This window comes from Mesorhizobium ciceri biovar biserrulae WSM1271, assembly GCF_000185905.1.
In the GTDB taxonomy this organism is placed as follows: domain Bacteria; phylum Pseudomonadota; class Alphaproteobacteria; order Rhizobiales; family Rhizobiaceae; genus Mesorhizobium; species Mesorhizobium ciceri.
In genome coordinates, this window is record NC_014923.1 from 4,141,668 (window position 1) to 4,162,379 (window position 20,712).

Here is a 20,712-nt window from a genome sequence, read left to right on the forward strand (position 1 = left end):
TTACTCCACGACCTTCGGCACGAGGAAGAAATTCTCTTCGGTCGCCGGCGCGTTGGCGACGATGTCAGCTGCCTTGCCGCCGTCAGTAACAACGTCCTGACGCTTCTTCATGTCCATCGGCGTCACCGAGGTCATCGGTTCGATGCCGGAAACATCGACCTCATTCAGCTGTTCGACGAAGCCCAGAATGGCGTTCAGCTCGCCGGTCATCCGTTCGGCATCTTCCTCGCTCACTGCAATGCGGGCGAGATGCGCGACGCGTTTCACTGTCTGAAGATCTACGGACATGTTTTTGCCTCGGGGAAAACCAGTTCGGGCTATAGCGGCGCCGCGCGCGCTGCGCAACATGCATCGTGCGAGAGACCAGGCTGCGGCGGCGGCCTAGTCTTCGGCCATCGATCCACGCACAGGATGATGTCTACGGCAGGGCAACGCCCTCGCACAAATAGTAGCTGCCGCTGTTGCCGCTTGCTTCGCTTTCGTCGTTGACGGGCCGGACCGACACGAGATCGATCTGCTTCTCATTCATTTGCGTCACCGAGAGGACATCCGGGAAGACATAGCCCGGTTCCTGGCAGATGGCCGTCACCGCCCAGCTCGGCGAAGCGGTCGCCTTGCTGACCTGCAGAAACTCGCAATTGTATTCGACGCTCTGCAGGCCGTGCGCCGAAAGCACGATGTTGCCGGCGTCGATCAGCGTTTGCTGCGTGTCCTTTTTGGCCTGCGTGCAAAGCTCTTCGGACTGAAGGTAGACGCCTTCGATGAAATCATCCGCGGCGAGCGCGGGCGACGCCGCGACAAACATGGAAACGCAAAGAGATCGCCCCAATACCATGGATTTATTCCACTTTAGCTGTTTCTAGATCGTAATCGTCTCACCGATTTTCGGCAACGCCAGCCTTACACCGGATCCTTCCAGGCCGGCCTCGAACTTATCGGCGGTCGGGTCGATCATCGGAAACGTGCCGAAGTGGCAGGGAACCACGGTGTCGAATTTGAAGAAGCGCCGGCAGGCAAGTGCCGCCACCGCGCCGCCCATGGTGAAGCGGTCGCCGATCGGCACCAGGCCTATCTTCGGCTCATGCAACTCGTTGATTAGCGCCATGTCGGAGAAGATGTCGGTGTCGCCCATGTGATAGAGCGTTTTGTCTTCCGGGAAATGCAGGACGAGGCCGCCCGGATTGCCGAGATAGGTGTTCTGGCCGCCCTCGCCCGGGAACGAGGATGAGTGCAGCGCCTGGACAAAAGTGGTGGTGAAGCTGCCGCAATCGACGGTGCCGCCGATGTTGCCGGGATTGATCTTCTTGTCGCTGACGCCCTTGCCGACCAGATACATGCAGATCTCGAAATTGGCGACGAGCTGGGCGCCGCTCTTGCCGAGCACTTCCACCGCGCCGCTGATGTGGTCGCTGTGGCCATGCGTCAGCAGCACATGCGTGACACCCTCAGCCGGGCCCTCCCAGCCACCCGTCCATGACGGATTGCCTATCAGATAGGGGTCGATGAGGATCTTGGCATCAGCGGTATCGATCCGAAAGGCCGAGTGGCCGTACCAGGTCAGTTTCATGAATGCATTCCTCGATTTTTGACTTGCCAAAGGATAGAACGCCAATGGCCCCGAGATCAAAGGGTTACTTGTCCGCCACGCGTTTGACAAAACACCTGGTGGTGAAAGGCGAAGGACGGCCGGTGGGCATTATCACGATCGAAGAATTGCCGGCGCGGTTAGCCGGCGGTAAGACGCTGGCGGGGCTTGACCTCGGCGACAAGACGATCGGCGTCGCGGTCTCGGACCAGAGGTTTTCCTTCGCCCATCCGCGTCCGGTCATCATGCGAAGGAAATTTTCGCTCGATGCGGCGGTGCTGCTCGCCTTGCTGCAAAAGGAGAATGCCGGCGCCGTGGTGATTGGGCTGCCGATCAACATGGACGGCTCGGAAGGTCCGCGTGCGCAGAAATCGCGCGCCTTCGTCCGTAACATGGCACAAATGAGCGACCTGCCCTTCGTGCTCTGGGACGAAAGGCTATCGACGGTCGCGGCCGAAAGGACGCTGATCGAGATGGATTTCTCGCGCCGCAAGCGCGCCGGTAAGATCGATTCGGCGGCAGCCGCGTTTATTCTGCAGGGAGTTTTGGACCGGCTTCAGTCGCTCCACGCATCCGCTCGAACGGAACCGGACCCGCCCAGCGCTGTCTGACCCAGCCGGCGATTTCGCGGCGACGGCGGAATGCCCAAAGCGCCATCAGCAGCAACCCGTCGAAGACGCACGTCTTCGCCACCATGCCGGGGATGATCGCCGGATCGATGCCGAGCATCTGACCGTAGAGCTGGAAGAAGAAGTCGTGCATCTGTCGGCTGAGCATCGCGTAGCCGAAATTGATGTCATTGGCCGACAGATAGAACCAGCCCCAGAAAATCGCCATCGGCGCCGCCCAGAATCCGAAGATGTAGCGCATCAGCGGCCTCCCCTGGGATTGGAGCCGGTTTTGGACACCGTTCGGCCTGATATGAGTGAAAGCAGCGAATTGTGGGCTGCGGCTTTTGCCATGCCGTGCGCGACGGCATGGATCTCGCCTTCGCCCGAAGCCGCTGCCGCAACCACGGACCGCCGTTCGGCAAGCATGGCGACATAGGATGCCAGAAGTGCTGCCAGCTGAACGGCAACAGCCATGAACAGCCCGTTTATGCCTTGCGCAGCACCCCCGATGACGATCAGCGACAACACGCCGGACGCGCAGATGAAGGCGATGCGGGCAACGCTGTCGGCGTCCGGGCTGGTCGCGTCGTTGACCAGGGCTTCGACAAAGGCCCAGAAAAACAGAACCGCGACGACCAGCAATGCGGTGGCAAGCGGCGCCACGACAACGAAATTGTCGAGGTTGACGAAGCGGGTACCCTCGATTGTGGCACCGATCACGCCGAGCGCCGCCGCCACACCACGGTTTCCGTCGATGCAGATGAGCGCAAGCAGGGCGAAAACAATCGTCCAGTGCAAGGTCAGAAAAGAGGTCAGTACCTGTCGCATCGGTGTTCCTGCTTCGCAAAGCAGGAGACGGCCAATCTGAACCATTGCCTGCTTGCGCCGGGACAGTGGGCCTTGCCGCTCGCCATCGCAACGGAAACCATTTGTTAAGGTTAACGGAAATTAGCCATATGCGAGAGGATACGGACCAACGCCTCAAACTGTGGATGGCGCCGGTTTTTGCGATGCTCGCGGCTCAGTTCACCGGCGGATAGAGCGTGTCGATGATCATGCGTGCATCGTGGCGCGAATCGATCATGCCATAGGTGTTGCGCCATTGGCCGGCCAATCGCGTCTCGACGAAAGCGTCGGCGATCCGCCCTGCCCCCAGACGGCGCAATTCCGCCGCCGCAGCCGACAGAGCCAGCTGCTCGGTGAGCAGCCGAGCCGAACCTTCGTCGGTTGAAGCGACCTGCATCGCCGCCTTCAGCACGCCGATCGTGCCGCGTCCGCCGGCGCCGAGATCGCGGTCGATGCCGGCCAGCACATCCTCGAACAGGCCGGGCGCACGGCCAAGCACGCGCAGCACGTCGAGCGCCATGACATTGCCCGAGCCCTCCCAGATCGCGTTGACCGGGGCCTCGCGATAATAGCGGGCGAGCGGCGCCTCCTCGACATAGCCATTGCCGCCGAGGCACTCCATCGCCTCATAGAGCAAAGGCGGCGCGATCTTGCAGACCCAGTATTTGACGACCGGCGTCATGGCGCGGGCAAACGCCGCTTCACCGCGGTCGCTGGCCGCCTCGTCGAAGGACCGCGCCAGCCGGAACGACAGTGCGGTGGCAGCGGCGACATCGAGTGCCATGTCGGCCAGCACGCGCTGCATCAACGGCTGCTCGATCAGGGTCGAACCGAACACCTGACGATGGCGGGCATGATGAACGGCCTCGGCGAGGCCCGCGCGCATGATCGCCGACGAGGCGATGGCACAATCGAGCCGGGTGAGCGTCACCATGTCCATGATCGTCTTCACACCGGCACCGGGTTCGCCGACCATCTCGCCGATGGCATTGACGAATTCGACTTCGGAGGATGCGTTGGAACGGTTGCCGAGCTTGTCCTTCAGCCGCTGGAAGCGGAAGCCGTTGCCCGAGCCGTCACCGAGAACGCGCGGTACGAGGAAGCACGACAGCCCCTCCGGCGCCTGCGCCAGCACCAGGAAGGCATCCGACATCGGCGCCGACATGAACCATTTGTGCCCGGTCAGACGATAAAAACCGCTGCCGGCGCGTTCCGCCCTCGTCACATTGGCGCGCACATCGGTGCCGCCCTGTTTCTCGGTCATGCCCATGCCGAGCGTCAGCCCGGTTTTCTCCACCGGCGGCTTTTGGCTCTGGTCATATTTGCGCGTCGTCACGCGCGGCGCCCATTCACGAAACAGTTTCGGGCTTGCCATCAAGGCCGCCAGCGAAGCGTTGGTCATGGTGATGGGGCACAGATGCCCGGTCTCGAGCTCCGCCGTCAGATAAAACCGGGCGGCACGGACCTGATGGCGGCGGCCGATCTCGGTGTCGCCGTTTTCCCACACCGAGGAATGCAGCCCATTGGCCACGGAGCGGCGCATCAAGGCGTGATAGGCGGGATGGAACTCGACCACGTCGATGCGCCGTCCTTGGCGATCATGCGTCCTCAGCTTCGGCGTCTCGACATTGGCGAGGCGCGCCAGTTCCTGCGCCTCCTGCGTCAGCACGAAACGGCCGAGACCGTCGAGTTCCCGGCGCACCGGATCGGAAAAACGCTCCGCGAGCTGGATCAGCAACGGATCGCCCCGCCAGGCGTTGCCGCCCGTCAGCGGCGGCGGCTGGTTCGTCACGTCGTCGGTCACGCCCAATCCTTCTATCGTCAGAAAGCCACGAATCCGAGGCTGTCGGCTAGATATAGCCAAGCCATGCAGCGCGCGCGATGAAAATACCGGCCGATACAATCGGCCATCTACACGAAAAAAATGAGGAGAACGGCTCCAATGCAAAGCTGGCGCTTGCAGCCGCAAAGTCTCCACCCTATAGCAGCCCCTTGAGATGACCGACGCTTCGTCCCCCTATCCTCATCGCCATCTTCTGGGCATCCGCGACCTTTCCCCTGCCGACATCGAGCTGTTGCTCGACCGGGCGGACCGGGCGGTCGCGATCTCGCGGCAGTCCGAGAAGAAAACCTCGACGCTGCGCGGCCGCACACAGATCAACCTGTTCTATGAAGCCTCGACGCGCACGCAGTCGTCGTTCGAACTGGCCGGAAAGCGGCTTGGCGCCGATGTCATGAACATGTCGGTGGCAAGCTCTTCGGTGAAGAAGGGCGAAACGCTCATCGACACGGCGATGACGCTGAATGCCATGCGGCCCGACATATTGATCATCCGCCACCAGTCGGCCGGTGCGGCCGCGCTTCTCGCGCAGAAGGTCGGCTGCTCCGTCGTCAATGCCGGCGACGGCGCGCATGAGCACCCGACACAGGCGCTGCTCGACGCGCTGACCATCCGCCGCGCCAAAGGCCCGCTGTCGAAGCTGATCGTGGCGATCTGCGGCGACATCCTGCATTCGCGCGTGGCGCGCTCCAACATCATGCTGCTCAACGCGCTCGGCGCGCAGGTGCGCGTCGTTGCGCCGTCGACGCTGCTGCCCACTGGCATCGAGAAGATGGGCGTCATCGTCACCCGTTCGATGGCCGAAGGCCTCAAGGACGCCGATGTGGTGATGATGCTGCGCCTGCAGCGCGAGCGCATGGAAGGCGCCTTCGTGCCTTCGGTGCGCGAGTATTTCCGCTATTTCGGCCTCGATGCGGAAAAACTGAAGGCGGCCAAAGACGACGCGTTGGTGATGCACCCCGGACCGATGAACCGTGGCGTCGAGATCGCTTCGGAAATCGCCGACGGCCCGCAAAGCGTCATCCAGGAACAGGTCGAAATGGGCGTTGCTGTGCGCATGGCGGTCATGGAAGCGCTGCTCGATCCCCGTCGCAATCAAGAGGGCCGCGGCGCATGAGCATAACGGTCTTTGAGCGCGCCCGCATCGTCGACCCCTCGCGCGGCATGGACGAGATCGGCGCCGTCATCGTCGATGGCCGCAAGATCGTTGCCGCCGGCAAGGCAGCGCTCAACCAGGGCGCGCCCGAGGGCGCCATCATAATCGACTGCGCCGGCAAGGCGATCATTCCAGGCCTGGTCGATGGCCGCGTCTTCATCGGCGAACCGGGCGGCGAGCATCGCGAAACAATTGCGTCGGCGAGTGTCGCGGCGGCGGCTGGCGGCGTCACCTCCATCGTCATGATGCCCGATACCGACCCGGTGATCGACAATGTGGCGCTTGTCGAGTTCGTGCTGCGCACCGCCAAGGATACGGCGATCGTCAACGTCTTTCCGGCTGCGGCGATCACCAAGGGCCTCGACGGGCGCGAGATGACCGAGTTCGGCCTGCTGCGCGAAGCCGGCGCGGTCGCCTTCACCGATGGCCGCCACACCATACCAAGCGCGCTGGTGATGCGCCGCGCGCTGACCTATGCGCGCGACTTCGGCGCCACCATCGTGCATGAGACGCAGGATGCGGACCTCGGTTCATCCGGCGTGATGAATGAAGGCCTCTACGCCAGCTGGCTCGGCCTTTCCGGCATTCCGCGCGAGGCCGAATCCATCCCGCTGGAACGCGACCTTGCGCTGGCGCGGCTGACGCGCGGTTCGTACCATGCGGCGAAGATCTCGACGGCGATGGCGGCAAACGCTGTGACGCGTGCCAAGGCCGACGGGGTGACGGTGACGTCAGGCGTGGCGATCCACAATCTGTCGCTCAATGAAAACGATGTCGGCGAATACCGCACCTTCTTTCGCCTGACGCCGCCATTGCGTGCCGAGGAAGACCGGCTGGCGATGATCGAGGCGGTCAGGGACGGTACGATCGACATCATCGTCTCCTCGCACGATCCGCAGGATGTCGACACCAAGCGCCTGCCCTTCGCCGATGCGGCGGCCGGCGCCATCGGGTTGGAGACGCTGCTGGGCGCGGCCTTGCGGCTCTACCACAATGGCGACGTGCCGTTGCTGAGGCTGATCGAGACCCTGTCCACGGCCCCGGCAAAACTGTTCGGACTGCCCGGTGGCACGCTGAAGCCCGGCGCTCTCGCCGATCTTGCGCTTGTCGACCTCGACGAACCCTGGATCGTCAGCGAAAGCGGCATTCGTTCGCGCTCAAAAAACACCTGTTTCGAAGGTGCGCGCCTGCAAGGCAAGGTCTTGCAAACGCTGGTTGCGGGCCGCACAGTGTTCTCCGTCTGAGCCGGACAACCCGCGCACCGCGCCTGATCCGGCCAAACTGGGGGAAATGCGGGGGAAACAATGACTTACAGCCTCATCCCATCGCTTGTGTTCGGCTATCTCCTGGGCTCGATTCCGTTCGGGCTTCTGCTCACCCGCGCGGCCGGCCTTGGCGATGTGCGCCAGATCGGCTCGGGCAACATCGGCGCCACCAATGTTCTGCGCACCGGCAACAAGGGCCTAGCCGCGGCGACGCTGTTGCTCGACGTGCTGAAGGGCACGGCCGCCGTGCTGATTGCTGGCTATTTCGCGCCTGACCTGGCGATCTGGGCCGGTCTCGGCGCCTTTCTCGGTCATCTCTTCCCGGTATGGCTGGGCTTCAAGGGCGGCAAGGGCGTCGCCACCTATCTCGGCGTGCTGATCGGCCTTGCCTGGCAGGTAGCGCTGATCTTCGCCGTCGTCTGGCTGGTGATGGCATTCCTCTTCCGTTATTCCTCGCTTGCGGCGCTGACGGCGGCGGTCATCGTGCCGATCGCCCTCTATGTCCTGAGCACGCCGCAAATTGCCGGATTGTTCGTGGTGATGAGCGTCATCGTTTTCATCAAGCACCGGGAAAACATTTCTCGCCTGCTTGCCGGCACCGAGGGCAAGATCGGAGCCAAGGGATGAGCGAGCCGACCGCCGGGCCGCGCCTCAGCGACCGGCAGCGGCTGAGCTGGCTACGACTGATCCGCACCCAGAATGTCGGCCCTGCCTCCTTTCGCGACCTGATCAACCGCTTCGGCTCAGCCGAAGCGGCGCTTGAAATACTGCCGGAACTGATGATTTCGGGCGGCGCCATCCGCATCGCCCGCATCCCGTCCGTTGCCGAGGCCGAGGCCGAACTGGAAACAGCTGGAAAGGCCGGCGCCCGCTTTGTCGGCATCGGTGAAGCAGACTACCCACCCCTCTTGCGCAACATGGATCATCCGCCGCCCCTGCTGGCGGTAAAGGGCAACGCAGCTGTTTTCCGGCTGCCGGGTGTCGCCATAGTCGGGGCACGCAACGCGTCGCTGGCCGGCATCAAGATGGCGCGCATGCTGGCAGCCGACCTCGGCCGCGACGGCTACGCAATCGTCTCCGGCCTAGCGCGCGGCATCGACACAGCGGCGCATCAGGGCAGTCTTGCGACCGGCACGATCGGCGTGCTGGCCGGCGGCCTCGACCAGCCTTATCCGCCTGAAAATGCAGGCCTGTGCGAAGAGATTGCCGAGCGTGGCGCCATCATTTCGGAGATGCCGTTCGGCTGGCAGCCGCGCGCTCAGGATTTTCCGCGCCGCAACCGCCTTGTCGCGGGTGCGGTCCTTGGGCTGGTGGTGGTCGAGGCAGCGCAACGCTCTGGGTCCCTGATCAGCGCCAGGCTTGCCGGCGAAATGGGCCGACTGGTCTTCGCTGTACCGGGCTCACCGCTCGATCCACGCGCCGCCGGCGCCAATGGCCTGCTCAAGGATGGCGCCACCCTGGTCACCGAGGCATCGGATATTTCCAGGGCAATCGCGCCGCTGACCGGCATGCGAGCGCCCGACGTGCCGCCGTTCGAAGAGCCGCCCGACTTCTTGGCCGCACCACCGCCCGGCGAAAGCGACCGCGCCCGCGTCATCGAGGCGCTCGGCCCGACCCCAGTGCCGGTCGACGAGATCATCCGCCATACCCGCCTGCACCCGGCCCAAGTGTTCATGGTGCTGCTGGAACTCGACCTCGCCGGCCGGCTAGAACGCCATGCCGGCGGCAATGTTTCGCTGGTGTTGGGGGATTCTTCTGTCTGACCGACATCTCCGGTGTGACGCTGTTCGCTTCCCAGCAAGAAGATTCGCCCACGTCATCCGGGGGCAGAAAAAACGCACCACCAGATTTACAACTGACATGTTAGTGAGATATCACTGCCTCCGAACCTCTTTCGGAGACTTCCGGTGACATCACGCTTTGGCCTTTCGGCCGCCCTTGCCACGCCTTTTGACGCCTCCGGGCAGATCGCCACCGCCCTCATGGTCGCCCAGGCCAAGCGTTGCCTGGCGGAGGGGTGCACCAGTGTTACGCTTTTTGGCACCACCGGCGAAGGCGCATCGGTTGGCACCGGGGAGCGGCGGTCGGTGACCGAAGCCATGCTGGCTGCCGGCATCCTGCCGCATCAGCTTGTTGCCGGCGTGCTGGTCGATGCGGCCGAAGACGCCGCTGAGCAGGCCCGGCATGCCTTGCAGCGCGGCGCCCGCAACATTCTGCTGGCGCCGCCGAGCTACTTCAAGAATGTCGGCGACGATGGTCTTTTCGGCTGGTTTTCCACTGTCTTTGCCGTGCTCGGTCCCCTCGCCCGTGGCGTTCTGCTCTACAACATTCCGTCGGTCACCATGGTGCAGCTCTCGCTTGACCTGATCGGCCGATTGCGTACGGCTTTTCCGGATGTCATTGCGGGGGTCAAGGATTCCGGCGGGGATTGGGACTACAGCGAGGCGCTGCTCGGCGCCCATGGCGATCTGGTGATCTTGATCGGTGACGAGCGGCATCTGGCACGAGCCGTGCGAATTGGTGCTCAAGGCGCAATCTCCGGCATGGCCAATTTCGTTACCAGCGAAATCCGGGCCATGGCCGAGGACGGGCGCGACGACACACGTGTCGAGCGTTTCGTGCTCGAATTGCTCAAATATCCGGTCACGCCGGCGGTGAAGGTCATGGTGGCGCGCAAGACCAGCGACGACCGCTGGCTGGCGGTCCGTCCGCCGCTGGAGCCGATCGGTTCGCAGGGGAGACAACAGCTGGCTGACGCCTATGACAGACTGTTTGCCAGGGAATCAGCCTGACCGGCAAAGGGATACGCGCTGAAATGGAAGACGGCGGCGAACCGACCACGCTTAGGGAAAAAGCCTATGCCAGCTTCACGCGGCATTTGCTGGCCCGCGATCTGCTGCCGGGCCAGTTCGTATCGCAGCGCGAACTGGTCGCCTTCACCGGTCTGCCGCTCGGCGCCATTCGCGAAATCGTGCCGCGTCTCGAGGCCGAAGGGCTTCTGACGACGATCCCGCAGCGCGGCATGCAGATCGCCCATATCGACATCAGCCTGATCCGCGAGGCTTTTCAGTTCCGCCTGTTCATGGAGCGCGAAGCGGTGGCGCTGTTCACCGCCAGCGCTTCCGATGACGAACTTGCCCGCCTGCGGCGCGAACACGAGGAGATGCTGGCTCAAGCCCTTTCGCAGGCGCCGACGCCGGAAATGGAAGCCAGGGCGCAGAGCATCGACTGGGCGATGCACGACACTTTCATCGATGCGCTGGGCAACGAGATCATCGCCAAGGCCTATCTGGTCAACTCTGTGAAGATCCGGCTGATCCATCAGGAGCGCTTCCGCATCGACGGGCGCGTCGTGCCGGTCATGCGTGAGCACCTTGCGGTCATCGAAGCCATGGAAAGCCGCGACCCGCAGAAGGCGGTCGAGGCGATCAGCCTGCACATCGACAAGGCGCGCCGGCTGGCGCTGCAAATCTGAGGAAGCATGAGCCGCGTCGCGGTCGCGACGCATTCGACAACGACAGCAACCGGGAGGAAGAAATGTCGTCCAATCTGTTCAACCCAACCAGGAGGCAACTCCTCCAGGGAACCGCGGCACTTGCCGCCGCCGGCCTTGTGGGTGTTCGCCCAGGCTTTGCCGCGGCCGTCGACTGGAAGCGCTTTGCCGGCACGACGCTTGACGTCAATCTGGTGAAAAGCCCGCGCAGCGACACCCTGATAAAATATCTCGCCGAGTTCGAGGAGTTGACCGGGATCAAGGTCAATGCCGAGGCAACGCCTGAGCAGCAGCAGCGCCAGAAGACGGTGATCGAATTGAGCTCCGGCAAGCCGAGCTTCGACGTCGTGCATCTGAGCTACCATGTGCAGAAGCGGCAGTTCGAAAAAGGCGGCTGGCTTGCCGACATATCAGGCTATCTCGCCGACCCCACCCTTACCGATCCGGGTCTGGTCGAAAACGATTTCGCCGACGCCGGCATGCTGTTCGCCAAGGACGGTCAGGGCGTGCTGCGCTCGCTGCCCTTCTCGGTCGACTACTGGATCGTTTACTGGAACAAGGAGTTGTTCGAGGCCAAGGGCCTCAAATATCCCGAAACCTTCGAGCAGCTGGTGGCCGCGGCCGAGGCGCTGACCGACCCGTCGACCAATACTTACGGTTTCGTCGCCCGCGGCATCAAGAACGCCAACACGCCGGTGTGGACATCGCTCATGCTCGGCTACGACATGACGCCACTCGACGCTCAGGGCAAGCTGCGCACGACGTCGCCCGAGGCGATCGAGGCCGCCGACCTCTACCAGCGGCTGATGACCAAATCCGCGCCTCCAGGCGTCACTGGCTTCAACTGGGCCGAAGCGCAGTCCGCCTTCCTGCAAGGCAAGATCGGCATGTGGTTCGATGGCGTCGGCTTTGCCCCGCCGATGGAAAATCCGGAAAAATCGCGGGTGGTCGGCAAGGTCGGCTATGGCGTCATGCCCAAGGGTCCCAAGGCGCACGCGGCTGGCACCTTCGGCGACGGTATCGGCGTGACGGCCACCAGCGAGAAGAAGGAGGCCGCCTATCTGTTCTGCCAGTGGGCAGTGTCGCCGGTCATGGGCGCGCGCCTGCTGCAGGCAGGCGCCGGCGTACCGTTCCGCAAATCGGTGCTCGAAGATCCAAAGGTGCGCGAAGGTGTCACCATGCCGGCAAGCTGGCTCGATGCGGTGGTCGGCTCCGGCAATGTGAGCCGGCTGTCGCTGCCGGTCATCATCCCGGTCACAGAGTTCCGCGACATCTACGGCGTGGCGCTGACCAATTTGATCGCCGGCGCTGATCCCGCCGAGGAGTTGAAGAAGGCTACCGACCAATTCCAGCCGGTCCTCGACAGGAGCGAGCAAGGCTGATGTCCGCCACCACCCCAGAACGCACCGGGGTGACGACGCAAGCCATCGAAGGGAGCCAGACGATCCGGCTGGCTCCCAACTACTGGCCTTTCGTCGTTCCGGCGCTCGTCGTCGTCGGCGCCGTGATCGTCTTTCCCTGGGCTTTCACGCTGTGGATGAGCGTCAACCGCTGGACGCTCGGCCAGTCGCGAAGCTTTGCCGGGATGGAGAATTATCTGCGGCTGGCGTACGACCAACGCTTCTGGGAATCGCTTCTCCATACTTTGAGCTACACCTTCCTTTCGGTTGCCGCGCCGATGTTGCTCGGCACCATCGCCGCCCTGATCTTCGACGCCAGGTTTCCGCTGCGTGGCCTGCTGCGCGGCGTCTTCGTGATGCCTATGATGGCAACGCCGGTCGCCGTGGCGCTGGTCTGGACGATGATGTTCCACCCCCAGCTCGGCGTCCTCAACTATCTTCTGTCGCTGGTCGGCATTCCGGCGCAGGAATGGATCTTCAACGCCAACACGGTCATCCCGTCGCTGGTTGCGGTCGAGACCTGGCAGTGGACGCCGCTGGTGATGCTGATCGTGCTCGGCGGCCTGGCGTCCGTGCCGCGCGAGCCGTTCGAAAGCGCCGAAATCGACGGCGCCAATGCCTGGCAGCAATTCCGCTATCTCACCTTGCCGATGATCGCGCCGTTCCTGATGATCGCGGTGATCATCCGCACCATCGACGCACTGAAGAGTTTCGACATCATCTACGCGATGACCCAGGGCGGGCCGGGCACGGCCTCGGAGACCATCAACATCTATCTCTACAACACCGCCTTCTCCTACTACGACATCGGCTATGGCTCGGCCATGGCCGTGGTGTTCTTCATCGTCATCGTCGCCCTGTCCTTCATCCTCCTGATGTTGCGCCAGCGCTCGCAGTGGATCGGCGTGGAGGGCAAATAGATGAGTTCACGACTGCTCAACCGGATCGGGCTGTTCTTCGCGGCCCTGGTCTTCGTCTCGCCGGCGATCCTGTTCTTCCTCTGGATGATCTCGCTGTCGCTGAAATTCGAGATCGACAACGGCGCCTATCCGCCGATCCTGATCCCCGAACATCTCGCCTGGTCGAACTATGCAAAAGTGTTCGAGGAGAACAATTTCCTGCTCTATCTCTGGAATTCGGTTCTGGTGACCGGCACGGCGACGCTTTTGGCGCTGCTGATCGGCGTGCCGGCCGGCTATGGCATCGCGCGGCTCAAGGCCGAGCGATCGGCGGTGGTCATCATGATCGCCCGCATGACGCCGGGGCTTTCCTATCTCATCCCGCTGTTCCTGCTGTTCCAATGGGTCGGCATTCTCGGCACGCTGTGGCCGCAGATCATCATCCATCTGGTGGTGACCGTGCCGATCGTCGTCTGGGTGATGATCGGCTATTTCGAGACCACCCCGATGGAACTGGAAGAGGCCGCCAACATCGACGGCGCCAGTTCCTGGCAGGTGTTCCGGCTGGTCGCCTTGCCCATCGCCAAGCCGGGCATAGTGGTCGCTTTTATCCTGTCCGTCATCTTCTCATGGAACAATTTCGTCTTCGGCGTGGTGCTCGCCAGCCGTGAGACGCGCACGCTGCCGGTCGCCGTCTACAACATGCTCTCCTACGAGCAAGTGAGCTGGGGGCCGCTCGCCGCCGCGGCCCTGGTGGTGACACTGCCGGTACTGGTCCTGACCATGTTCGCACAAAGGCAGATCGTCGCCGGACTGACCGCGGGCGCCGTCAAGGGCGGCTGAAGGCACGCTACGGCATCGCACTCTTTTTCGAGGAAAACCCAATGGCATCGGTCACAATCAACAACGTGCAAAAGGCTTTCGGAACGGCCAGGATTATCCACGATGTCAGCGTCGATATCGCTGACGGCGAGTTCGTCATCCTGGTCGGCCCGTCGGGCTGCGGGAAGTCGACGCTGCTGCGCATGATTGCCGGACTTGAAACGATCTCGGGTGGCAGGATCGCCATTGGCGATCGCACCGTCAACAATCTGCGGGCGCGCGACCGCAACATCGCCATGGTGTTCCAGAACTACGCGCTCTATCCGCACATGACGGTGGCGGACAATATGGGCTTTGCCCTCAAGATCAAGAAAGCCGATCCGGCCGACACCGCAAGCCGCGTCGGCAGGGCCGCCAGCATCCTGGGCCTCGACAAGCTGCTCGACCGCTATCCGCGCCAGCTCTCCGGCGGCCAGCGCCAGCGCGTCGCCATGGGCCGCGCCATCGTGCGCGACCCGCAAGTCTTCCTGTTCGACGAGCCGCTCAGCAATCTCGACGCCAAATTGCGCGTCCAGATGCGCGGCGAGATCAAGGCGTTGCACCAGCGGCTGGGCACCACCACCATTTACGTCACGCATGATCAGATCGAGGCCATGACCATGGCCGACAAGATCGTCGTGCTGCATGACGGCCTTGTCGAGCAGATCGGTGCGCCGCTCGACCTTTATGACCGTCCGGCCAATCTGTTCGTTGCCGGCTTCATTGGCTCGCCGGCCATGAACTTCATTGCCGGCCGCGTCGAGGAAGGCGTTTTCCGCAGCGCCAGTGGGCTGACCCTGCCGCTGCCGGAAGGCATCAACCTGGCAAAAATTCCCGTGGGTGAACTCATCTACGGCATCCGTCCCGAACATATCCGAGCAACGATTTCCCAGGGTATTGCCGGCACGATCGTGCTTCTGGAAGCCACGGGTTCGGAAATCTTCGCCAGGGTCGACTGCGCCGGCGAGGAAATCTCCTGCCTATTCCGGGAGCGGCTTGCGCTGAAGCAAGGCGCGCAGATGCGCATCGAGATCGACCGCGCCTGTGCTCATCTGTTCGACGCCAAGACCGGTCGGCGATTCTAGCGCAAAGGTCTCAAGCCACGGTTCGCTCTTGCCACTCGCATCGCTTGGCAGCAATCTCGGATCAAAGAGCCGCTCATCGGGTGGATGTCGGCGTCCCGGGGTTTTGCCATGACACGCGATCAGATGCTCGCCCACCTTCGATCCGCCGACGCGGTCGCGCGCGAGGCGGCGGCACATGGGCATCATCCCTTTGGTTGCGTTCTGGTCGGGCCGGATGACCGCGTGCTGATGCGGCAGGGCAATCTCGACACGGTGCGCCATGCCGAGACGGAGCTCGCCCGGCGCGCCGCGGCTGCCTACGAGCCGGAGTTCCTGTGGCAATGCACGCTGGTCTCAACCTTCGAGCCGTGCGCGATGTGCGCCGGCACGATGTATTGGGCCAATATCGGGCGGCTGGTTTACGGGGTAGAGGAGACCGAGCTCCTGGCGCTCACCGGGGATCACGCGGAGAATCCTACGATGAGCCTCTCTTCGCGCACCGTCCTCGGCTCCGGCCAGAAAAAGATCGAGGTCTTTGGCCCCTTCCCCGACATCGCCGACGAGATGCTCGCACCGCACCGCGATTTCTGGAAGCGCTGACGGCTTCGTCCCGGTTGGTAAGGTCGATCAATGGCAGCAGTGACTGTCGGATCGCGGTGGGAGTCGCCGCCGCCGTTCAACAAAATCAAAGACTTGTAGAATCAACGATCCGAAGTGGGACGATCTTGTCATGCGTTGCCCGTGGCGAGATCCTTGAGAAGGGCGTGCAGGCCGTGAAAACTCACAGTCGCTGCTTTCTCAAAGACTCAAAGGCCCTAAGTGGCTGATATTTAACGCTAAAATAATGGTGAGCGCGATGGGATTCGAACCCATGACCTACTGATTAAAAGTCAGTTGCTCTACCGGCTGAGCTACGCGCTCCCGCGGGCGAAAGGCGGCCCTCGAAATTGCGCGGAACATAGGGAGAGTGCCTCGACCGGTCAACCGGAAAAAGAGGTCTCGCAACACGGGCGGCTTCGCCCTGTCGCGGCAATTGTCCCACGCGCTGTCGCGGGAGAACGGCCAAGGAACGCTGCCATTTATGCCTGACGGTGGCATCCAGTCTGGGGAACAATTGTATGCGCCGCTCGTTTTTCGGGCACAGGGACGTCCGCCAAACCATCGAGGAGAAGACCAATGAACAGAATCACAACGAGCCTGCTGGCGACCGCTCTCTCCGCCACATTCGTTGCGGCGGAGGCGGTGTCGGTTAATGCCCAACCGAACTATGTGCCGCAGTCCCAGGTCGCGGTGCCGGATGTACAGACAGTCCAGTACCGGGAGTGGCGCAAGGACCGCTACAATCGCAATTTTTCGCGTGACCGCAGTTTTTCGCGTGACCGCAATTTTTCCCGCAATCGCGGCGCGTATTGGAACGGCCATCGGGGCTATCGCGAATATCGCCCCGGCTACCGTCGTCACGGCGATTATTGGTTCCCGCTTGCGGCCTTCGCTACCGGCGCGCTGATTACCGGGGCAATCATCAACAACGAAAACAACCGCGTCTACGGGGGCAACGCCCACGTCCAGTGGTGCTACGACCACTATCGCAGCTACCGGGCTTCGGACAACACGTTCCAGCCGAATTACGGCCCTCGCAAGGAGTGCCGTTCGCCTTACTGATCCGAAGTGTGAGTACCGAGTAAAAATGGCCTGCGCCGGCAACAGCGCGGGCCATTTTTCGACGTGTCCAGGCGCGAGAGTGCTGGTCAGTTCGCCCAGCTGATACTTTTGAAAATCAAATAGAGCGCTCCACCCTCACCACGCGGTGAGCGATACGCACCGAGAGCATGGCAAATTCGAACCATTGTTCCCGTCAATTCCCAACCCAGCGCTTCCAGGTCATTGCCGGCGTTGGGCACATAGGCCTGGGCCAACTCATCTATGCTGTTCTTCTCGCCGAAGGAGCGAACCAGCTTGGCGTCGCTGAGAAGCTCGCTGGGCAAATTCGAATTTGCCCAAGCCCACAGCCAATTGCTGGCCTTGGCGCTCGTGGAGCCTGCAATCTGGATCTCAGTGACGATCTTGACGCCTCCTTCATCCGAGAACAGAAGCTTTCCGGCCGTGAGGTCATAGTCATAGCGTGACCAACTGCCGAGGCGAAAATCTCTATGCAAGCGGTCATTCTTGGCATGCAGTTGCTCAACGGCCGTCGCGCCAAGCAGGATACCAGTCTGGCTTCATTCTCCCCTCACCCTGATGGCTGCTCACTACACGCTCAGCGTCCGGCGCACAGCATCGCGCCAACCAGCAAGTTTGGCTGCGCGCGCGGAGCCATCCATGGCCGGCTGGAACCTCCGCTCGAGCGCCCAGCTCTTCGCGAATTTCTTGGCATCCGGCCACACGCCTGCCTTCGACCCGGCGAGCCACGCGGCACCCAGCGCCGTCGTCTCCAGGATGGTCGGACGGTCGACCGGCGCGTCGAGGATGTCGGCCAGCCTCTGCATGGTCCAGTCCGACGCAACCATGCCGCCGTCGACCCGCAGCACGGTCTTGGCCGAAGCTCCCTTCCAGTCCTTACGCATGGCGTCGAGCAGGTCGCGCGTCTGGTAGGCGACGGATTCGAGTGCGGCGCGGGCGAATTCCGCCGGCCCGGAATTGCGCGTCAGCCCGAAAATGGCGCCGCGTGCCTCGGCGTCCCAATGCGGCGCGCCGAGCCCGACGAAGGCCGGCACCAGGTAGACGTTTTGCGTTGGATCAGCCTCGGCAGCCAGCTTGCCGCTTTGCTCGGCCTTGCCGATCACCTTGATGCCGTCGCGCAGCCATTGGACCGCGGCGCCGGCAATGAAGATCGAGCCCTCCAGCGCATAAGTGGTCTTGCCGTTCAGCCTGTAGGCAATAGTGGTCAAGAGCCGGTTCTTCGAACGCACAAGGTCGCTGCCGGTGTTGAGCAGCGCAAAGCAGCCCGTGCCGTAGGTGGATTTCATCATGCCCGGCTCGAAACAGGCCTGGCCGATGGTCGCCGCGTGCTGGTCGCCGGCAACGCCAAGGATTCTTATCTCGGCGCCGAAGAGATTTTTCTCCGTGATTCCATAGTCATCGGCGCAGTCTTTTACCTCGGGTAGCATTTTTGCCGGGATGTTCAGTATCGACAGCAGTTCGTTGTCCCAGGCATTTTTCTCGATGTTGTAGACCAGCGTGCGCGAGGCGTTGGTTGCGTCCGTGGCGTGGACCTTGCCGCCGGTCAGCCGCCAGATCAGAAAGCTGTCGATGGTGCCGGCGAGCAACTCGCCCTTCTCGGCACGACGCCGCGCCCCTTTTACCTTGTCCAGCATCCAGGCGATCTTGGTACCGGAAAAATACGGATCAAGCAGCAGGCCGGTTTTTTTGGTGAACTTTTTCTCCAGTCCCTGCTTCTTCAGTTTCTGGCACAGCGGCGTGGTGCGCCGGTCCTGCCAGACAATGGCATTGTGGATCGGCTTGCCGGTCGCCTTGTCCCAGATGACGACGGTTTCGCGCTGATTGGTGATGCCGAGCGCGGCCACTTCGGATGCAGCCCGGCCGGCATTCTTCAGCGCCGCCTTCACGGTCGTCACCACGCTCGCCCAGATGTCTTCGGGATCGTGCTCGACCCAGCCGGAGGCCGGATAGTGCTGGGTGAATTCCTTCTGCCCGCTGCCGGCAACCTTCATATCGCCGTCGAACAGGATCGCCCGGGTCGAAGTCGTGCCCTGGTCGATGGCAAGGATGTATCCGGTCATTCTGCTTCCCCGCTTAATGCATGTCGCCCAAAGGTGACCTCGGTTTTGGGAGAACGACATGCACAAAAACAAAGACCTAAAGCGCGTTGCATGAATCCGTCTCAACGCGACGCGCTTTAGTCTTTTACACAAACAGGGGAGACGGCAAGATGCCGCCTCCCCTATTCTCATGATGCTGGCGCGAGCGCCGACACCAAGGCTACTTCTGCCAGCTCTTCACCAGTTCGTCGTAGTTGATGGTGATCGGCTTTTCCTTCTCGTTCTCGATCTTCAACTGAGGAGCGAGATTGCCCTTCTTGACCGCGTCGGCGTTCCAGTAGGCGAGGTCATGCTCTTCGGCCATCTTTGGGCCGATATCGCCCTGGACGCCCGACTTCTCGATGCGGCTCATGACCTTTTCCTGTTCGCCGCAGAGCGAGTCCATCGCTTCCTGCGCGGTCTTGGCGCCCGACGACGCATCGCCGATCGCCTGCCACCAGAGCTGTGCCAGCTTCGGATAGTCAGGCACGTTGGTGCCGGTCGGCGACCACTGAACGCGGGCCGGCGAACGGTAGAACTCGATCAGGCCACCGAGCTTCGGAGCCCGCTCGGTGAAGCTCTTGTCGTGGATCGTGCTCTCGCGGATGAAGGTCAAGCCGACATGGCTCTTCTTCACGTCGACTGTCTTCGAGGTGACGAACTGCGCGTAGAGCCAGGCGGCCTTGGCGCGGTCGGTCGGGGTCGACTTCATCAGCGTCCAGGAGCCGACGTCCTGATAGCCGAGCTTCATGCCGTCCTTCCAGTAGACGCCATGCGGCGACGGCGCCATGCGCCACTTCGGCGTACCGTCGTCGTTCAGCACCGCCTTGGCGCCGGCATCGACCATCGAAGCGGTGAAGGCGGTGTACCAAAAGATCTGCTGGGCAACCGCGCCCTGCGCCGGAACCGGGCCGGATTCGGAGAAGGTCATGCCCTGGGCTTCCGCCGGAGCGTAGGCCTTCAGCCAGTCGAGGTATTTCTGGATCGAGTAGACGGCGGCCGGGCCATTGGTGTCGCCGCCGCGCGCCGTGCAGGAGCCGACCGGACGCGAATTCTCGTCGACCTTAATGCCCCACTCATCGACCGGCAGACCGTTCGGCAGGCCCTTGTCGCCATTGCCGGCCATCGACAGCCAGGCGTCGGTGAACCGCCAGCCGAGCGACGGGTCCTTCTTGCCGTAGTCCATGTGGCCATAGACCTTCTTGCCGTCGATCTCGCGGCCGGTGAAGAACTCGGCGATGTCCTCATAGGCAGACCAGTTGACGGGAACGCCAAGGTCGTAGCCGTACTTGGCCTTGAAGTCCGCCTTGTTCTTCTCGTCGTTGAACCAGTCGTAACGGAACCAGTAGAGGTTCGCGAACTGCTGGTCGGGAAGCTGATAGAGCTTCTTGTCCGGAGCGGTCGTGAACGAGGTGCCGATAAAATCCTTCAGGTCGAGGTTCGGGTTGGTGACATCCTTGCCCTCGCCCGCCATCCAGTCGGTCAAATTGCGCACCTGCTGGTAGCGCCAGTGGGTGCCGATCAGGTCGGAATCGTTGACCCAGCCGTCATAAAGGTTCTGGCCCGTCTGCATCTGGGTCTGGATCTTCTCGACGACGTCGCCTTCCTGGATGACGTCATGCGTGATCTTGATGCCGGTGATGGCGGTAAAGGCCGGCGCCAGCACCTGCGATTCATACTGGTGCGTGGCGATGGTTTCCGAAACGACCTTGATGTCCATGCCGGCGAAAGGCTTCGCGGCATCGATGAACCACTGCATTTCGGCTTCCTGGCCAGCGCGGTCGAGCGTCGAGAGCGGGCCGATTTCCTTGTCCAGGAAAGCCTTTGCCTCGTCCATCCCGGCATAGGCATTGCCCACGCCCAGCAACAGGACAAGGGCCGTCGTTGATGTTAAAAATTGCCTTCGCATGTGTTTCCTCCACAGTTTTAAGGTT

Annotated in this window: 22 protein-coding genes and 1 tRNA gene; 13 read left to right on the plus strand and 10 right to left on the minus strand. The window is 62.5% G+C overall.

What is annotated here, in order from left to right; genetic code table 11:
• From gatC to MESCI_RS20140, 3 genes are all read right to left on the minus strand, one after another.
• The gene (gatC, locus tag MESCI_RS20130) at positions 1 to 288 is read right to left on the minus strand and encodes an Asp-tRNA(Asn)/Glu-tRNA(Gln) amidotransferase subunit GatC (RefSeq protein ID WP_013531787.1); all 288 of its coding nucleotides are present in this window, start codon (positions 286 to 288) and stop codon (positions 1 to 3) included.
• Between the two features lie 130 nt (positions 289 to 418).
• On the minus strand, positions 419 to 805 hold the full coding sequence (locus tag MESCI_RS20135) for a hypothetical protein (protein WP_164919950.1): 387 nt from the start codon (positions 803 to 805) through the stop codon (positions 419 to 421).
• 54 nt (positions 806 to 859) lie between these two features.
• Positions 860 to 1,567, minus strand: coding sequence for a metal-dependent hydrolase (locus MESCI_RS20140; protein WP_013531789.1), 708 nt, complete (start codon positions 1,565 to 1,567; stop codon positions 860 to 862).
• 122 nt (positions 1,568 to 1,689) lie between these two features.
• On the opposite strand from MESCI_RS20140, the gene ruvX reads away from it, so the two are divergent.
• Positions 1,690 to 2,196, plus strand: coding sequence for a Holliday junction resolvase RuvX (gene ruvX / locus MESCI_RS20145; protein ID WP_013531790.1), 507 nt, complete (start codon positions 1,690 to 1,692; stop codon positions 2,194 to 2,196).
• Here ruvX and MESCI_RS20150 read toward each other — a convergent pair.
• The 3 genes from MESCI_RS20150 to MESCI_RS20160 all read right to left on the minus strand — a co-directional run bounded on the left by MESCI_RS20150 (position 2,114) and on the right by MESCI_RS20160 (position 4,846).
• Complete coding sequence (locus MESCI_RS20150; protein WP_013531791.1) at positions 2,114 to 2,455, minus strand: DUF6105 family protein; 342 nt, start codon at positions 2,453 to 2,455, stop codon at positions 2,114 to 2,116. The genes ruvX and MESCI_RS20150 overlap by 83 nt on opposite strands.
• Positions 2,455 to 3,024, minus strand: a complete 570-nt coding sequence (locus MESCI_RS20155; protein ID WP_013531792.1) for a hypothetical protein — start codon at positions 3,022 to 3,024, stop codon at positions 2,455 to 2,457. Before MESCI_RS20155 ends, MESCI_RS20150 begins: the two co-directional genes overlap by 1 nt.
• A 193-nt stretch (positions 3,025 to 3,217) precedes the next feature.
• On the minus strand, positions 3,218 to 4,846 hold the full coding sequence (locus MESCI_RS20160; RefSeq protein ID WP_013531793.1) for a DNA alkylation response protein: 1,629 nt from the start codon (positions 4,844 to 4,846) through the stop codon (positions 3,218 to 3,220).
• Positions 4,847 to 5,039: 193 nt separating this feature from the next.
• Here MESCI_RS20160 and MESCI_RS20165 point away from each other — a divergent pair, with 193 nt between their 5' ends.
• From MESCI_RS20165 to MESCI_RS20215, 11 genes are all read left to right on the plus strand, one after another.
• Entirely contained in the window at positions 5,040 to 5,999 is a 960-nt protein-coding gene (locus MESCI_RS20165; RefSeq protein WP_013531794.1) for an aspartate carbamoyltransferase catalytic subunit, read from the plus strand.
• Positions 5,996 to 7,282: a dihydroorotase gene (locus MESCI_RS20170; RefSeq protein WP_013531795.1), complete on the plus strand. Its 1,287-nt coding sequence runs from the start codon at positions 5,996 to 5,998 to the stop codon at positions 7,280 to 7,282. The genes MESCI_RS20165 and MESCI_RS20170 overlap by 4 nt, the downstream gene beginning before the upstream one ends.
• A gap of 60 nt (positions 7,283 to 7,342) precedes the next feature.
• On the plus strand, positions 7,343 to 7,930 hold the full coding sequence (gene plsY, locus MESCI_RS20175) for a glycerol-3-phosphate 1-O-acyltransferase PlsY (protein WP_013531796.1): 588 nt from the start codon (positions 7,343 to 7,345) through the stop codon (positions 7,928 to 7,930).
• Positions 7,927 to 9,066 (plus strand): DNA-processing protein DprA, encoded by a 1,140-nt coding sequence (gene dprA, locus MESCI_RS20180; protein ID WP_013531797.1) that lies wholly within the window; start codon positions 7,927 to 7,929, stop codon positions 9,064 to 9,066. The genes plsY and dprA overlap by 4 nt, the downstream gene beginning before the upstream one ends.
• Before the next feature lie 144 nt (positions 9,067 to 9,210).
• Positions 9,211 to 10,095, plus strand: coding sequence for a dihydrodipicolinate synthase family protein (locus tag MESCI_RS20185; RefSeq protein ID WP_013531798.1), 885 nt, complete (start codon positions 9,211 to 9,213; stop codon positions 10,093 to 10,095).
• 23 nt (positions 10,096 to 10,118) lie between these two features.
• On the plus strand, positions 10,119 to 10,778 hold the full coding sequence (locus MESCI_RS20190) for a GntR family transcriptional regulator (protein ID WP_013531799.1): 660 nt from the start codon (positions 10,119 to 10,121) through the stop codon (positions 10,776 to 10,778).
• A 62-nt stretch (positions 10,779 to 10,840) separates the two neighbouring features.
• Positions 10,841 to 12,178 (plus strand): ABC transporter substrate-binding protein, encoded by a 1,338-nt coding sequence (locus MESCI_RS20195; RefSeq protein WP_013531800.1) that lies wholly within the window; start codon positions 10,841 to 10,843, stop codon positions 12,176 to 12,178.
• Positions 12,178 to 13,116 carry a carbohydrate ABC transporter permease gene (locus MESCI_RS20200; protein ID WP_013531801.1) on the plus strand — a complete coding sequence of 313 codons (939 nt, stop codon included), beginning with the start codon at positions 12,178 to 12,180 and terminating at the stop codon, positions 13,114 to 13,116. Before MESCI_RS20195 ends, MESCI_RS20200 begins: the two co-directional genes overlap by 1 nt.
• A complete protein-coding gene (locus MESCI_RS20205) occupies positions 13,117 to 13,938 on the plus strand; it encodes a carbohydrate ABC transporter permease (RefSeq protein WP_013531802.1) in 822 nt (273 codons plus the stop codon).
• Positions 13,939 to 13,979: 41 nt separating this feature from the next.
• Complete coding sequence (locus MESCI_RS20210; RefSeq protein WP_013531803.1) at positions 13,980 to 15,041, plus strand: ABC transporter ATP-binding protein; 1,062 nt, start codon at positions 13,980 to 13,982, stop codon at positions 15,039 to 15,041.
• Between the two features lie 108 nt (positions 15,042 to 15,149).
• On the plus strand, positions 15,150 to 15,620 hold the full coding sequence (locus tag MESCI_RS20215) for a nucleoside deaminase (RefSeq protein WP_063173672.1): 471 nt from the start codon (positions 15,150 to 15,152) through the stop codon (positions 15,618 to 15,620).
• 245 nt (positions 15,621 to 15,865) lie between these two features.
• Here MESCI_RS20215 and MESCI_RS20220 read toward each other — a convergent pair.
• A tRNA-Lys gene (locus MESCI_RS20220) sits at positions 15,866 to 15,941 on the minus strand.
• 255 nt (positions 15,942 to 16,196) lie between these two features.
• On the opposite strand from MESCI_RS20220, the gene MESCI_RS20225 reads away from it, so the two are divergent.
• The gene (locus MESCI_RS20225) at positions 16,197 to 16,682 is read left to right on the plus strand and encodes a BA14K family protein (protein WP_013531805.1); all 486 of its coding nucleotides are present in this window, start codon (positions 16,197 to 16,199) and stop codon (positions 16,680 to 16,682) included.
• Between the two features lie 86 nt (positions 16,683 to 16,768).
• Here MESCI_RS20225 and MESCI_RS20230 read toward each other — a convergent pair whose 3' ends face one another.
• From MESCI_RS20230 to MESCI_RS20240, 3 genes are all read right to left on the minus strand, one after another.
• Positions 16,769 to 17,176 (minus strand): DUF6882 domain-containing protein, encoded by a 408-nt coding sequence (locus MESCI_RS20230; protein ID WP_224672845.1) that lies wholly within the window; start codon positions 17,174 to 17,176, stop codon positions 16,769 to 16,771.
• A 93-nt stretch (positions 17,177 to 17,269) separates the two neighbouring features.
• Entirely contained in the window at positions 17,270 to 18,760 is a 1,491-nt protein-coding gene (gene glpK / locus MESCI_RS20235) for a glycerol kinase GlpK (protein ID WP_013531806.1), read from the minus strand.
• Positions 18,761 to 18,959: 199 nt separating this feature from the next.
• Positions 18,960 to 20,687, minus strand: coding sequence for an ABC transporter substrate-binding protein (locus MESCI_RS20240; protein WP_013531807.1), 1,728 nt, complete (start codon positions 20,685 to 20,687; stop codon positions 18,960 to 18,962).
• Positions 20,688 to 20,712 lie beyond the last annotated feature (25 nt).